Source organism: Burkholderia sp. MSMB0856, from assembly GCF_001524645.2.
Classification (GTDB): domain Bacteria; phylum Pseudomonadota; class Gammaproteobacteria; order Burkholderiales; family Burkholderiaceae; genus Burkholderia; species Burkholderia diffusa.
Window position 1 is genome coordinate 563,470 of sequence record NZ_CP013428.1, and the last position, 13,989, is coordinate 577,458.

A 13,989-nucleotide genomic window follows, 5' to 3' on the forward strand; every position below is an offset into this window, starting at 1 on the left:
GCGCCCGGCCGCACACTTACCAGAAGCCGCGAATGCCCGCGACGCCATACGCGCCGTGGCGGCGCGCGTCGTCGAGATGCGCGCGTGTCATGCCGCCGAGCGCATAGACCGGCATCGCGGCCTGCGCGGCCAATGCAGCGAATCGCGTCCAGCCCAGCGTCGGCGCGCCGGGATGGCTGAGCGTCGGCAACACGGGCGACAGCGTGACGAAATCCACGCCCGCGCGCGCGGCCAGCTCGAGATCGTCGGCCGCGTGGCATGCGGCCGACATGCGGCGCGCGGCCGGCAGCGGCCGTTGCGCGACGGCGCGCAGGGCGGCGCCGTCGAGGTGCCAGCCCGCACCGTCGAGCTGCATCACGCCGGCCGCATCGATCGGACCGTTGAGCATCAGTTGCGCGCCGGCCGCGTCGCAGCGCGCGAGCGCATCGGCGGCCAGCCGCGCGAACGCGTCCGCATCGAACGACTTCACGCGCAACTGCACGAGCGTCTCGCCGCGTGCGAGCACGGCCGACAGCCTGTCGAGGAATGCGCGGCAATCGGCGGCCGACGCGGACGCCGGCTCCGGTGTGATCACGCAGTAGCGCGGCAGCGTCGGCGTCATTGCGTGCGGCGAGCGGCGGCCGTCATTCGTCGGCCTCCTTCGCGATCTTGGGATAGACGCGCACCAGCACGATGCGCGGCCCGTTCATCTTCTTCACGACGACGTCGAAGCGATCGAACGACACGCGCTGCCCTTCGGTCGGCAAATCGCTGAGCGCCTGGATCACGAGGCCGCCGACCGATTCCGCGCGCCCTTCGTCGATGTCGATGCCGAGCGCCTGCTCGAGCGACACGACGGGCAGGCTGCCCTTGCCCATCAGCGTGCCGTCGTCGAGGCGGCTCCAGTCCGCATCGCCCTGGCGGAACTCGTCGTGGATCTGACCGACCAGCGCGCCGAGCAGGTTGTCGAGCGTCAGGAAGCCGATCGGCTTCTCGCCCTTGTTGCCGACCAGCGCGAAGTGCGGCGCGCCCTTGCGGAAGCGGCGGAACAGCTCCAGCGCGGGCATGTCGGGCTTCACGTACTGCACCGGGCGCACGTAGTCGGACAGATCCTCGAGCGCCGCACCGGCATGACGCGCGAGCAGCAGGTCCTTCAGGTGGATCAGCCCGCTCACCTGTTCGCGCGACGCATCCTCGAACAGCGGATAGCGGCTGAAGCGGTGCCGCGCAACGATTTCCATGTTGTCGGGCAGCGGCAGGTCGCGGCGCAGGCCGATCATTTCGTGTGCCGGCCGCATCAGGTCCGACACCGTCATCGACGAGAAATCGAGCGAATGCGCGAGCGTGTTCCACTCGTCGTTGGTGTACGTGCCGCGGGCCGGCTGGGCCGCGTTGCCCGCGCTGCGGCGGCTGCGCAGGATCAGCTTCAGTTCGTCGGTCGAGTAGTGCGCGTCGCCGCCGTGGTCGGCCGACAGGCCCGCGAGCCTCAGCACCGCGTTCGCGCTGCTGTTGAGCACCCAGATCGCCGGATACATCGCCCAGTAGAACGCGTAGAGCGGCAGCGCGACCCACAGGCCGACCTTTTCCGACTGGCGGATCGCCATCGATTTCGGTGCGAGCTCGCCGACCACGATGTGCAGGAACGAGATCAGCGAAAACGCGAACACCAGCGAGATCAGGTGCACGATGCGTTCGGACTGCACGCCGATCAGGTCGAGCAGCGGGCCGATCAGTTCCGCGAACGCCGGCTCGCCGACCCAGCCGAGGCCGAGCGACGCGAGCGTGATGCCGAGCTGGCAGGCGGACAGATACGCGTCGAGCCGGCCGTGCACGACGGCGAGGATGCGGCCGCGCAGGCCGTGCTTGCGGGCAAGTGTCTTGACGCGTGTCGCGCGCAGTTTGACGAGGCCGAATTCGGCCGCGACGAAAAACCCGTTCAGGGCCACCAGGAACAACGCGCCGATGAGCGCGAAGATCTGTAACAAAGAATCGCTCCAGTCATGACAGGCCCATCAGTATAGGGCCGGAAAGGGAAATGTAATGATTCGGGCGCCGATCGGTTACACCGGCGCCTCGCAGGGGACGGAGAGCGAGAGGGTGACGGCGGAGCCGTCGGCGAACGGGGTGTGGGTGAAGGTGCCGCCGTGCGCGAGCGCGACACGCTGGCACAACGCGAGCGTCCACGCGACGCGTTTCGCGTCGCGCGCGCGCAGCATCTCGCTGCGGGCGAACGGTTCGAATGCGTGCGGCAGCGCGGGATCGGCGAGGGCGTCGGCGCTCACGTCGCAGGTGACGTGCGCGACGCACAGCGCGCCGTCGCGCGTGCATGTGAAGGTCACGCGACTGCCGGCGGCACTGGTTTCGACGGCCGTCGTCAGCATCGTCCAGAGCGCCTGCGCGATGCGTTCGCGATCGGCGCTCAGCGACGGTTCGCCGTCGGGCAGCGTCGCGTCGATGGTCACCTGCCGCGCGTCGGCGAGCGCGAAGCGCACCAGTGCGAGCGTGTCGTCGAGCAACGGGCGCAGCGCGAACGGCTGCACGGCGATCGCGAGCGTGCGCGTTGCCGCGCGCGGCGCGTCGAGCACGTCGTCGATCAGCGCGACCTGCTGGTCGATCCCCGCGCGGATGCCCGCGAGCGCGCGTTGCAGGTTCGGGTCGGCGCTGGCGAGCTGGCGCTCGAGCACGTACGCCCAGCTGTGCATTGCGTTCAACGGGCTGCGCAGGTCGTGCGATGCGGTGGACAGCGCCTGGTCGCGCAGGAACAGCGCGGCCTCGGCGGCATAGTGCGCTGCGCGTTCGCGCAGGAGGTCGGCGGCGGGATCGACGGGATGGGACGTCACGGAGCTGGCCTGTCGGAAGCGGTTGGCATGAAAAACACGCGAACCGCCATTATAGGGATCGCGCGTGTCACGCCGGCAGCGCGTCCTCGTCCTTTTTCCGGGCGTCGCCGTTCGGCAGCAACTGGCACGCGAGCAGGCCGGCGAGCATCAGCGCGCAGCCGACCAGCGCGCGCAGCGTCAGCGTCTCGCCGAGCGCGGCCCAGCCCGCGATGGCCGCGAACACGCCTTCCATGCTGAAGATCACGGCCGCGTGCGCGGGCGCCGCATCGCGCTGCGCGACGACCTGCAACGTATAGCCGACGCCGACCGACAGCAGCCCGCCGTACAGCAGCGTCGGCAGCGCGCTGCGCAGCATCGCGACGCTGACCGGCTCGATCACGAGGCCGACCGCGAGGCACAGCGCGCCGCACGCGACGAACTGCAGGAACGCGAGCACGAGCGGATCGTGCCGCTTCGCGAAATGGCCGACGGTCATCACGTGCGCGGCGATGATCACCGCGCCCACGAGCTGGAACCAGTCGCCGTAGAGCACCGAGAAATGCTCGTCGATGCTGAGGAAATACAGGCCGATCGCCGCGAGCAGCGCGCCGAACCACGTGCCGGCGCCGATCCGGTGGCGGACGAACACGCCCATCAGCGGCACGATCACGACGTACAGCGAGCTGATGAAGCCCGCGTTCGCGACCCGTGTGTACTGCAGGCCGAACTGCTGAAGCGAGATCGACACGGCGAGCAGCCCGCCGAGCGCGAGGCCCGGCGCGAGGAGCGCCGGTTCGCGCCGAATCGCCGCAAGCTGCGCGCGCGAGCCCGCGTTGAACGTCAGCAGCGGGATCAGCACCAGTGCGCCGAGCAGGAAACGCAGCCCCGTAAACAGGAACGGCCCGATCACGTCGAGGCTCAGTCGTTGCGCGACGAACGCCGAGCCCCAGATCGCGGCGGCGGCGAGCATCAGCAGGTTGGCGCGGAGGTGCTTGCGGGCTTCGGGCTTCATCGGAATTCTTCGGGAGATTGCGAACGGCGAAACCGACTAGTTTACGCCGAGATTGCAAGGCTGTCGGAAAACCTTCGGAGTGCGGCCGCCGCGCGGGCGTCGCGCACGCGCGAATACAGCACGACCTGCGAGTGCGGCAGCGGCGGCAAGCCGAATTTCGCGCCGACGTCGACCAGCGCGCGCGGCGCGACGCGCCGGGCCAGCGGACAGACCGCGAGCCCGGCCGCGGCGGCCGCCGTGACCGCCGCGACGCCGCCGCCCGTAAAGCGCTCGCGCCACGGGCGTCCAGCATGCTCGAGCGCGCGCAGCGCGGCGGCCCGCACGCCGCACGGCCCGGCCAGCACCGCGAGCGGCAGCGGCTCGCCGGCGCGCGGCGTCCAGTCGGGCGCGGCGAGCCACGCGAGCGGCTCGGTGAACAGCAGCGTGCCGTCGTCGCGCGGCGGATCCTCGCCCGGTTCGTGCCGCACGATCGCCGCGTCGAGCCGCCTTTCGTCGTATTGCGCGAGCAGGCTCGCCGACATTCCCAGATGCATTTCCAGCGACAGCCCGGGATCCTGCCGGTGCAGGCTCGTCAGTACGGCCGGCAGGTCGGGCACCGCAACGTGCTCGCTGACGCCGAGCGACAGGCGATGCGTGCCGGCCGAAATCGCGCCGAGCGCCTGGTCGTGCGCGTCGAGCAGCGCGCGGGCGGCCGGCAGGAAGTTCTCGCCGTCAGCGGCCAGCTTGACGACGCGCGGCGTGCGCGCGAGCAGCGGCTTGCCGAGGTGCGCTTCGAGCCGTTTCAGCTTCAGGCTGACGGCCGATTGCGTGGTGCCGAGCGCGTCGGCGGCGCGCGTGAAGCTCGCGAGATCGGCGACCAGCACGAACGCGCGCACCGCATCGAGGTCGAGGACTTTCATTTCAGATGAAAATGAATGAAATATTGATTGATGACTGTTCATTATAGTTATGCGCGCCTAATCTGGCGTGGCGTTTCCACTTTTCAACGTCACCGAAAGGAGCAGACCATGCCGTTCACCCGTATCGCAGTGCGCGAAGGCAAACCCGCCGCCTACCGCGCGGCGCTCGTCGACGGCGTGCATCGCGCGCTGATGCACACGTTCAACGTGCCCGAGGACGACATCTTCATGGTCGTGACCGAGCATTCGGCCGATAACTTCGTGTTCGGCCGCCATTACCTCGACATCGAACGCAGCGACGATCTCGTGATGATCCAGATCACGGCGAACAATACGCGCACGCTCGAGCAGAAGCAGGCGCTGTACCGGACCATCGCCGAAAACCTCGCGCGGCAGCCCGGCGTGCGGCCGCAGGACGTATTCATCAGTCTCGTCGAAGTGCTGAAGGAGGACTGGTCGTTCGGCAACGGCATCGCGCAATACGTCGTCTGATACGTCGTTTGACACGCGACAGGCGCGACAGGGCCAGATCGTTTCCCGCGCGTTTTCGCGGCGTGTACTATGGAAGCTGCTTCACGGGCGACGCCGGTGCGAAGGATGCGCCGGCGATTCTTCATGTGCAGGAGCCTCCATGTCGCGTGTGCTGGAAATCGTGTTGTGCCTGTCGCTGGAAGGTTGGCCGGTCAAGACGGGAAGCCGCGCCCGTGGCGAGCAGCGCGACTTCGGTGCCGAACTCGTCCGCGCGTGGCGGATCTGCCCGCAGGTGCGGATGCGGCGCGGCCAGGAGCGCGTGACGATCGAGCCGTGCCAGGTCGAGGAGGCCGAACCGAACCCCGGCGAATGCTGGTGGACGTGGATCGAGTCGAACGCGCAGGGGCGGCGGGTCGTTGCGTCACGCACGAAGGCATTCGCGCCCGGCGTTGTGGAGCGGGAGTTGTTCGATGCCGAGCATGCGGGCGTCGTCGTGGCCGCACCGGCGTCCGGGCCGGTTGCCGATACGGAATCGGCGGAGGCCGCGGGCGAGGGCGACCGCGTCGTGCCCGGCCACGTCGACGAAGCGGCGGTCGCCGCATCGTCGGCGCCGGCGCCGACGCGGCTCGTCAGTGAGCGGCGGCGCGGGCGCTGGGCGGACGACAGCGGCGTGGTGGTCGAGATGACGCTCGACGACATCACGCTGCACGGCGGCGCCGAGCCGCCGCGCCGCCATGTCGAGTTGCGCCTCGCGGCGCCCGACTGGGAAACCGCCGCCGCACGCACGGCCGCGCTTCGCGCGCTGTTTGCCGCCGCGCGCGAGCTCAGCGGCGCATGGCCCGCGTTCGTGCAGCTGACCAGCGTGATCGATCGCGCGTGCGCGGGCGAGCCTGCCGTCGCCGGGCCGGTCAAGGCGCAACTCGTCGACCTCACCGGCATCCGCACGCAGCGGGCCGCGCTGTTCGCGCTGTCGGGCGACATCGCCGCGCAATGGCTCGGCAACGAGCGCGGCGTGCTCGACCGCGACGATCCCGAATTCGTGCACCAGATGCGCGTCGCGCTGCGACGGCTGCGTACGCTGATGCGCTTCTTCCCGCGTTTCGCGGACGATCAATGGCAGAACACGTTCGGCGTCGACTTGCGCTGGCTTGCGGCCCTGCTCGGCACAGTGCGCGACTGGGACGTGTTCTCGACCGAGAGCCTGCCCGCGCTGATCGCTGCCGACGGCGGCAGCGCGGACTGGGACGGCACGCTCGACGCCGCGCGCGTACAGGCGCTGACCGCGCGCGTCGAACTGCGCCAGGCGCTGCATTCGGCGCGCTATGCGCGACTGACGCTCGGCTGGCTCGAGTGGCTGTGCGGGCTCGCGCTGCCGCCGACCGATGCGGACGACACACCGTCGCTGCGGCGGCATGCAACCAAGCGCGTGCGGCGGCTGTTCGGTCACCTGTATGCGTCGCCGTCGCTCACGTCGCTCGACACGGCCGCGCGGCATCAGGTGCGGATCGACGCGAAGCGGCTGCGCTATGCGCTCGAATTCTTCGCGTCGCTGGCCTCGCGCCGCACGCGCAACGAGACGGTCAAGACGCTCGCGCGCGTGCAAAGCGTGCTCGGCGAGGCGAACGACACGATCGTCGCGCTGCATCATCTCGAGCAACTGGCGGCGCCCGCTTACCAGCTGGGTTTCGTGCGCGGCTACGGTGCCGCGCTCGAGCAACGCGCGGCGAGGGACGCCGAGACGCTGCTCGCGAGCCTGCGTCCGCCGAAGCTGGATGGCAAGCCGCGCTGAGCCTCGCGCGCTCACTATAATGGCCACCCGTTTTCTTCAGACAGACCGATGAGCGACGCGTCGCCTCCTTCCTCTTCCGCCGGACCGCTCGAACTGGGCGGCGAACTGTGGCTGCGCGCGGGCGGGCAGACGCTCGGCGGCGCCACCCGCATCGCGCTGCTCGCGGCGATCGGCGACACCGGATCGATCACGCGCGCGGCGAAGGCCGTCGGGCTTAGCTACAAGGCCGCGTGGGATGCGATCGATACGATGAACAACCTGGCCGGCGAGCCGCTCGTGACGCGCGCGACGGGCGGCAAGGGCGGCGGCGGCACGACGCTGACGCCGCGCGCGACCTCGCTGATCGCCGCGTTCCGCACGATCGAGCGCGAGCATCGCCGCTTCATCGACGCCGCGAGCGCGGCGGTGTCCGGTTTCGACGTCGACTGGGCGCTGATCGGCCGGATCGGGATGAAGACGAGCGCGCGCAACCAGTTGTTCGGGAAGGTCGAATCGATCGTGCGCGGCACGGTAAACGACGAGGTGACGCTCGTGCTGCCCGGCGGGCAGGTGATCGTCGCGGTGCTCACGCACGAAAGCGCCGACGCGCTCGGCCTGCAGCCGGGCGCGGATGCGTGCGCGCTCGTGAAGGCGTCGTGGGTCGTGCTGGCGGTTGACGACGAAGGCGGCGCCGAAGCGTCTCTGAAGGTATCCGCACGCAACCAGTTGCGCGGGACGGTCGACGCCGTCGCGGCGGGCGCGGTGAACAGCGAGGTGACGCTGGCGCTCGACGGCGGCGGGACGCTCACGGCCGTGGTCACGAACGACAGCGTCGGGGCGTTGCAGCTCGACGCCGGCCGGCGTGCGATCGCGCTGTTCAAGGCATCGAGCGTGATTCTCGCGGTGACGGGCTGATCGCGCGCGACGGCGGTGTGAGCCGTTTCCGGCGATGACCTTGGGCGGAGGACGCGAAACCGGCGCCGCCCAACGTACGCGACGCGCCGGCTTCGATCCCGTTTTCAGCTTGTGCCGCCAATGCGGCTTCTCTCAGGTCGAACGTGGCCGCTCGGGCCACCGCCTTCGCGCGATCAGGTGACGCGCGTCGGCCACTCGGCGTGCGGCGTGGTGGCCTGCACGCGTCCTTCGCTCAATTGCACGACCTGGTCGCCGAACGCGGCGACGTCGTCGGGATCGTGCGTGATGAGCACCATTGGGATATCGAGCCGCGCCTGCAGTTCGGCGAGCTCGTGGCGCATGCGCTGGCGCATCGCGCCGTCGAGCGCCGCGAACGGCTCGTCGAGCAGCAGGATGCGCGGCTGCGCGACCAGCGCGCGGGCAAGCGCGACGCGCTGCTTCTGTCCGCCCGACAACTGCGACGGGAATTGCCCGGCGAGCGTGTCGAGTTCGAACGCCTGCAGCCAGTACGCGACTTCAGGCGGCACCGTCTTCGCACGCGGGTTGCGCAGGCCCGACGTGAGCCCGAACGCGATGTTCTGGCGCACGTTAAGGTGCGGAAACAGCGCATAGTCCTGGAACAGATACGCGACGCGGCGCGCACGGGTCGGCACGTCGATGCCGCGCGCGGAATCGAACAGCGGTTCGCCGTTCAGCGCGATCGTGCCTTCGTCGGGCGACAGCAGGCCGGCGATCGCCTGCAGCGTCATGCTCTTGCCCGCGCCGGACGGCCCGAACAGCACGACGCGCTGCGTGGCGGCCGTAAACGACACGTCGAGCGTGAAGCGGCGCTCCGCGTTCACGTAGGTCTTGCGGATGTCGACGGCAACGCTCATGCGGGCCTCCGTCGTGCCGCGCCGTGCGTGCGGGAAGCCGCTTGCGCGACGGGAAGGCGTTCTGCCGCGACCCGTGAGGCGCGGCGATGCGGAGGCGGCCGGCGCGTCATGTCAGCTGGCTCCGCCCGGCGCGCGACGGCACGAGCCAGCCGGTCGCGAGCAGCACGAGCACGCAGGTGATCGAGGTCACCAGCACGAGGAAGTTGGCCGTGCTGTCGTCGCCGGCCTGCACCGCCGCATAGATCGCGACCGACAGCGTCTGCGTGCGGCCGGGCAGGTTGCCGGCGATCATCAGCGTCGCGCCGAATTCGCCGAGTGCGCGCGCGAAGGCGAGCAGCGCGCCGGCCAGGATGCCGCGCGTGGCGAGCGGCAGCGTCACGCGGAAGAACACCGCGGCTTCGCCGAGCCCGAGCGTGCGTGCCGCGCGCTCGAGATGCGGATCGACGCTTTCGAACGCCGTGCGCGCCGATTTCAGGATCAGCGGAAACGCGACGACCATCGATGCGATCACCGCGCCCTGCCACGTGAAGACGAGTTCGATGCCGAGCTTGTCGAGCCACGCGCCGAACACGCCGCGTCGGCCGAGCAGCACGAGCAGGTAATAGCCGAGCACCGTCGGCGGCAGCACGAGCGGCAGCGTCAGCAGCGAATCGACCACGTCGCGCATCGGCGAGCGCCAGCGCGCGAGCATGAAGGCGGCGGTGACGCCGAGCACGATGTCGAGCGCGGTCGCCCAGCCGGCGACCTTCAGCGACAACAGCAGCGGCACCCAGGCGTCCTGCATCATGCTGCGCTCACTTGCCCGCGGGCTTGAAGCCGAACGTCGCCAGCACGGCCTGGCCCTGCGGCGACGCGACGAAGTCGATGAACGACTGCGCCTGTGCGGCATGGCGGCTGTCCTTGACCACCGCGATCGGATAGGTGATGGCCGTCTGCGTCGGCACGGTCAGCGCGACCTTCACGCGGCCCGGCATGATCGCCGCGTCGGTGCCGAACACGAAGCCCGCGTCGACTTCGCCGCGCGCGACGTAATCGAGGCTCTGGCGCACGTTGGCGGCCAGCACGCCCTTCGCGCTGACGGCGTCCCACACGCCGGCCGCGCGCAGCGCGCCTTCCGTGTAGCGGCCGACCGGCACCGACGCCGGGTCGCCGTACGCGATGCGCTTCACGCCGGGCGCCGTCAGGTCTTTCAGCGACGTCGGCGCGGCCGCGTGGCTGTCGGCCGGCACGATCAGCACCAGCGAGTTCGCCGCGAAATCGCGGCGTGTGCCCGGCACGATGACTTTTTCGCTGATCGCACGATCCATCGCCTTCTGGTCGGCCGATGCGAACACGTCGGCCGGCGCGCCCTTGGCGATCTGCTGCATCAGCACGTCCGACGCGCCGAAGTTGAACAGCACCTTGGTGTCCGGATGCTGCTTCTGATAAGCATCGCCGACGGCCTTGAACGCATTCGTCAGGCTTGCGGCCGCCGACACGACCAGCTCATCGGCAGCGGAAGCCGGCCCGCTGAACGCGATGCCCGCGGCAAGCGCGGCGAGCGGCAGCAGGCGGAGCAGGGTGCGGCGAAACGGGCGGACGGTTGGGCGCATGGTCTGGTCGTTCGAATGGAATGGTTGAAACCGTAATCGTAATATAGGGCGGGTTATAACGCTCGACATACCGTTCATGCGCCGGCGCGCATGAAATCTTCAGATCTGGAAGGCGACGGGAAGGATGTGCGGGCGCCCCGTCACGCGTGCATCGACGGCGGCGGCGAGCCGGTGCGGTGCAGCGACGACGGCTGCGATGCCGGCCGGTAGTTGGGATTGGCTTTCCAGCGGGCACGGACGAACGGCCGCTCGTGCCCCGACAGTTCCAGCGCGACCCGGGTGACCCAGCGGTGCGATGGCACCGTGATGCCGTGCAGCGCGACGGTGACGAGCGCGAGGCTCACGACGACCGCCGGCACCGACCAGCGGTGCGGCACCGCGTGCCACGAGCCGGCGATGAATGCCAGCGCGGCGATCGCGCCGACGATGCAGCCGGTGATCGATTCGGACGGCGAATGCGCGTCGAGCGCGACGCGCGACACGCCGACCGCGATGCCGGCCGCGAGCCCGAGCGCGATGCCGGCGATCCGCACCGGCGTGCGCGTGCGGATCAGCGCGAGGAAGATCGCGACGGGATAGACCGACGTCGACAGCATCGCGTGGCCGCTGAATCCCGTGAAGTCCCATGCGCGGATGCCGACGCCCCAGCCGAGGAACGCGATCTTCGTGAGCGCGACGACCCCGATCGCGACGGCGAGCACGCCGAGCCACGCGGCCGCGCGCTGCCACGAGTAGCCGAGCGCGAGCCACACGGCGATCGTGATCGCGAGCGGCAAGGTCAGGCCGGCGCCACCGAACGCGGTGATCATGATCCACAGGTGAGAGGGCAGGTCGAACATCGGGAGGGGAACGAGCAGAGGCGGGACGAATGCTTAAATCAACGCGCGAGCCGGGAAGAACGACTACAACGGATACAAGCGGCTAAACCCCAGTATAGCGCCGCGTATGCTCGAGGCCCGTTTTTTGCGCCGCGGCGGAACTATCCGCGTGCAGGAAAAATCCCAGAAACAATGTTATGGTGCATTGCACAAAGTCAAACGATGCACCGGGTGTTGTCCCCCTATTTTTCCTGACTGCGAGCCCGATCGATGACCAAAAGTCTGACGAAGGTATGGCTGGGCGGCATGAAACGTATGCTGTCTCCGGCCGCCAAACGTGCGGCGCGCGATGCACAGCGTATCGCGCGCGATACGCTCGAGGCTGCGGCGTCGCCCGCCGTGACCGATCTGTCCCCACCGCGTGAGTCGCGCGTGCGGCCGCGCGCGGCTGCATGGGCGGCCGGCGAGTGGACGCGCGGCGAACACCCGATGGCGCCCGCGCTCGGCCGCCTGGTCCAGCAGCTCGCCTACGGGCTGTACGTTCCGCCTGGCCGGCGGCGCGGTGCGATACCGCTCGTTGTGATGCTGCACGGTTGCCAGCAATCGGTCGACGAGTTCGCGCAGGGCACCCGGATGAACCTGCTGGCCGACAAGTACGGCTTCGCCGTGCTGTATCCGGAGCAGTCGGTCCGCGCGCATGCGCACGGCTGCTGGCACTGGTACGAAGACACCGACCGCGCGGGCCGCGGCGAGGCGGATGCGGTCGCATCGCTCGTCGACGCGCTCGTCGACGAGCACGGCTTCGACGCGTCGCGCGTCTACGTCGCCGGGCTGTCGGCCGGCGCGGGCCTGGCGGCACTGCTCGCGCTGCACCACCCGGATCGCTTCGCGGCGGTGGCGCTGCACTCCGGCCCCGCGCTCGGCGAGGCGAATTCCGGGATCAGTGCGATGGACGTGATGCGGCGCGGCCTCCGGCAGAATCCGGCCGCGGTGGTCGACACGGTGGTCGATGCGGGCGCGTATCCGGGCATGCCCGTGCTGATCGTGCAGGGCGACCGGGACCATGTCGTCGCGCCGAAGAATGCGGACCAGTTGATGGTGCAGTTCATGCGCCTGAACGGGCTCGCGGACAGCCGCGGCGCACTGCGCGGCGGCGAGCGCGTGGAAACGCGCGAGGCAGGCGCGCAGATCACCGATGTGCGTCGCGACGGCGAGTCGATCGTGCGGCTCTGTCACGTGAAAGGGCTCGATCATGCATGGGCGGGGGGCGACGAAGCGGTGCCGTTTCATGCGGCGGTCGGCCCCGATGCGAGCGCGATGATCTGGTCCTTTTTCGAAGAGAATCGGCGCACTGTGGCGACCGAACGACGCACCGTCTGATCGACGCTGGCCAAAGGCTAGGGTTTTCCCTATAATTCGGGAAAACCCTAGTCAAAGAACCTTTGGATTGCGAGATCGACCATGTACCTGCTGAGCCACCTCTTCCTGATGCTGACCAAGAACGCTGAAAAGGCCGCGAAAGAGCGCGCCGATGCGTACCTGTCCGAAGCAACCGACATCTACGATCTCGAATTCCGCATGCGCAAGATCGATCGCGAAGCGGCGATGAACCGTCCGTTCTCGTTCGGCTCGCGTTAAGCAGCGCAGCGCGGGCCGGCTTACCAGCCGGTCCGGCGAATCACGCAAAAGGGCGTGTGTGGCAAGCAGCCGCACACGCCCTTTTTGCATTCGGCGCCGCGCGTTGCGTCAGACGACCGTCAGGCGCACCGGCACGTTGTTGCGGGTCGCGTTCGAATACGGGCACACGTGGTGCGCCTTGTCGACCAGCGCTTGAGCGTCGGCCTTGTCGAGCCCCGGCAGCGACACGCGCAGTTCGATGTCGAGCCCGAAGCCACCCGCATCGTTCGGGCCGATGCCCACTTCCGCGGTCACTTGCGTGTCGGCCGGCAGCGCCTGCTTGTTCTGGCCGGCGACGAACTTCATCGCGCTCAGGAAACAAGCCGAGTAACCTGCGGCAAACAGCTGCTCCGGGTTCGTGCCTTCCGCGCCCGTACCGCCGAGCTCGCGCGGCGCGGCCAGCTTCACTTCCAGCTTGTTGTCGGCGGATACCGCGCGGCCGTCGCGGCCGCCCGTGCTCGTGGCGCTGGTCTTGTACAGAATGTTCATGGTGCAGCTCCTGTCGGAAGAGTGGTAGGAAGCGGTCCGGTCGGACGGGGTGTCGCCGGCCACGAACGAAATATAGAGCACAAATGATTTGTGTGCAAATGAAATTTTGAAGAAAAAGCCCGGCGGTGCCGGGCTTGTTTGAGATCGACGTGCCGTCAGCCTTCGTTGGCGGTCGACAGCGCGTTGCGCAATTGCTGGAGATCCGCGCGCAGCCTGACCAGGAACTCGGGCGTTTGCTGCATCGCGCAGAAGAGATCGGCGGGCACCGAGCGCGCCTTGAGCTTCAGCGCACGGCCTTCCGCGGTCACGCGCACGTTGACGACACGCTCGTCGGTCGCGCTGCGCACGCGTTCGACGTAGCCGAGCGCCTCGAGCCGCTTCAGCAGCGGCGTGACGGTAGCCGGGTCAAGGTCGAGGCGGGCGGCGATGTCCTTCACGGCGATGTCGTCGCGCTCCCACAACACGAGCATTGCAAGATATTGGGGATAGGTCAGCGACAGCTTGTCGAGCAGCGGCTTGTACGCCTTCGTCATCGCATGCGAAGTCGAATAGAGTGCGAAGCACAGTTGCTCGTCGAGCGTCTGGGGCAGCGGGGGCAGGCGGTCCATGATTCGGGGGCGCGGCGGACGCGCTAACGATTTGCATGCAAATTATTTTGCGCGCAACGGATTCGAT

Annotated in this window: 16 protein-coding genes; 5 read left to right on the top strand and 11 right to left on the bottom strand. The window is 69.0% G+C overall.

Annotation, left to right across the window (positions count from 1 at the left end; translation table 11 throughout):
* Positions 1–16: 16 nt before the first annotated feature.
* The 5 genes from WS87_RS20185 to WS87_RS20205 form a co-directional block, all read right to left on the bottom strand.
* The gene (locus tag WS87_RS20185) at positions 17–601 is read right to left on the bottom strand and encodes a thiamine phosphate synthase (protein WP_059818754.1); all 585 of its coding nucleotides are present in this window, start codon (positions 599–601) and stop codon (positions 17–19) included.
* A 22-nt stretch (positions 602–623) separates the two neighbouring features.
* On the bottom strand, positions 624–1,964 hold the full coding sequence (locus tag WS87_RS20190) for a hemolysin family protein (protein WP_059689595.1): 1,341 nt from the start codon (positions 1,962–1,964) through the stop codon (positions 624–626).
* A gap of 75 nt (positions 1,965–2,039) precedes the next feature.
* Positions 2,040–2,819 (bottom strand): sensor histidine kinase, encoded by a 780-nt coding sequence (locus tag WS87_RS20195; protein WP_059818755.1) that lies wholly within the window; start codon positions 2,817–2,819, stop codon positions 2,040–2,042.
* Positions 2,820–2,886: 67 nt separating this feature from the next.
* Complete coding sequence (locus WS87_RS20200) at positions 2,887–3,810, bottom strand: DMT family transporter (RefSeq protein ID WP_059689599.1); 924 nt, start codon at positions 3,808–3,810, stop codon at positions 2,887–2,889.
* Positions 3,811–3,851: 41 nt separating this feature from the next.
* Positions 3,852–4,709: a LysR family transcriptional regulator gene (locus tag WS87_RS20205; RefSeq protein WP_059818756.1), complete on the bottom strand. Its 858-nt coding sequence runs from the start codon at positions 4,707–4,709 to the stop codon at positions 3,852–3,854.
* A 108-nt stretch (positions 4,710–4,817) separates the two neighbouring features.
* On the opposite strand from WS87_RS20205, the gene WS87_RS20210 reads away from it, so the two are divergent.
* The 3 genes from WS87_RS20210 to WS87_RS20220 all read left to right on the top strand — a co-directional run bounded on the left by WS87_RS20210 (position 4,818) and on the right by WS87_RS20220 (position 7,863).
* Entirely contained in the window at positions 4,818–5,201 is a 384-nt protein-coding gene (locus WS87_RS20210) for a tautomerase family protein (protein ID WP_059818757.1), read from the top strand.
* Between the two features lie 139 nt (positions 5,202–5,340).
* On the top strand, positions 5,341–6,969 hold the full coding sequence (locus tag WS87_RS20215) for a CHAD domain-containing protein (protein WP_059818758.1): 1,629 nt from the start codon (positions 5,341–5,343) through the stop codon (positions 6,967–6,969).
* 48 nt (positions 6,970–7,017) lie between these two features.
* The gene (locus WS87_RS20220; RefSeq protein ID WP_059531524.1) at positions 7,018–7,863 is read left to right on the top strand and encodes a TOBE domain-containing protein; all 846 of its coding nucleotides are present in this window, start codon (positions 7,018–7,020) and stop codon (positions 7,861–7,863) included.
* 173 nt (positions 7,864–8,036) lie between these two features.
* Here WS87_RS20220 and WS87_RS20225 read toward each other — a convergent pair whose 3' ends face one another.
* From WS87_RS20225 to WS87_RS20240, 4 genes are all read right to left on the bottom strand, one after another.
* Positions 8,037–8,738, bottom strand: coding sequence for a sulfate/molybdate ABC transporter ATP-binding protein (locus WS87_RS20225; protein WP_059818759.1), 702 nt, complete (start codon positions 8,736–8,738; stop codon positions 8,037–8,039).
* Between the two features lie 106 nt (positions 8,739–8,844).
* Positions 8,845–9,522, bottom strand: a complete 678-nt coding sequence (gene modB, locus WS87_RS20230; protein ID WP_059819617.1) for a molybdate ABC transporter permease subunit — start codon at positions 9,520–9,522, stop codon at positions 8,845–8,847.
* 10 nt (positions 9,523–9,532) lie between these two features.
* Complete coding sequence (modA, locus tag WS87_RS20235) at positions 9,533–10,330, bottom strand: molybdate ABC transporter substrate-binding protein (protein ID WP_059818760.1); 798 nt, start codon at positions 10,328–10,330, stop codon at positions 9,533–9,535.
* A gap of 140 nt (positions 10,331–10,470) precedes the next feature.
* Positions 10,471–11,169, bottom strand: coding sequence for a phosphatase PAP2 family protein (locus WS87_RS20240; RefSeq protein ID WP_059818761.1), 699 nt, complete (start codon positions 11,167–11,169; stop codon positions 10,471–10,473).
* A gap of 249 nt (positions 11,170–11,418) precedes the next feature.
* Between WS87_RS20240 and WS87_RS20245 the strand changes: the two genes are divergently transcribed.
* Together WS87_RS20245 and WS87_RS20250 are read left to right on the top strand one after the other, a co-directional pair.
* The gene (locus WS87_RS20245) at positions 11,419–12,528 is read left to right on the top strand and encodes an extracellular catalytic domain type 1 short-chain-length polyhydroxyalkanoate depolymerase (RefSeq protein ID WP_059818762.1); all 1,110 of its coding nucleotides are present in this window, start codon (positions 11,419–11,421) and stop codon (positions 12,526–12,528) included.
* A gap of 81 nt (positions 12,529–12,609) precedes the next feature.
* Positions 12,610–12,786, top strand: a complete 177-nt coding sequence (locus WS87_RS20250) for a DUF3563 family protein (protein WP_006753395.1) — start codon at positions 12,610–12,612, stop codon at positions 12,784–12,786.
* Between the two features lie 108 nt (positions 12,787–12,894).
* Here WS87_RS20250 and WS87_RS20255 read toward each other — a convergent pair whose 3' ends face one another.
* Together WS87_RS20255 and WS87_RS20260 are read right to left on the bottom strand one after the other, a co-directional pair.
* On the bottom strand, positions 12,895–13,314 hold the full coding sequence (locus tag WS87_RS20255; RefSeq protein WP_031399791.1) for an organic hydroperoxide resistance protein: 420 nt from the start codon (positions 13,312–13,314) through the stop codon (positions 12,895–12,897).
* A 155-nt stretch (positions 13,315–13,469) separates the two neighbouring features.
* Positions 13,470–13,922, bottom strand: a complete 453-nt coding sequence (locus WS87_RS20260) for a MarR family winged helix-turn-helix transcriptional regulator (RefSeq protein ID WP_059818763.1) — start codon at positions 13,920–13,922, stop codon at positions 13,470–13,472.
* Positions 13,923–13,989 lie beyond the last annotated feature (67 nt).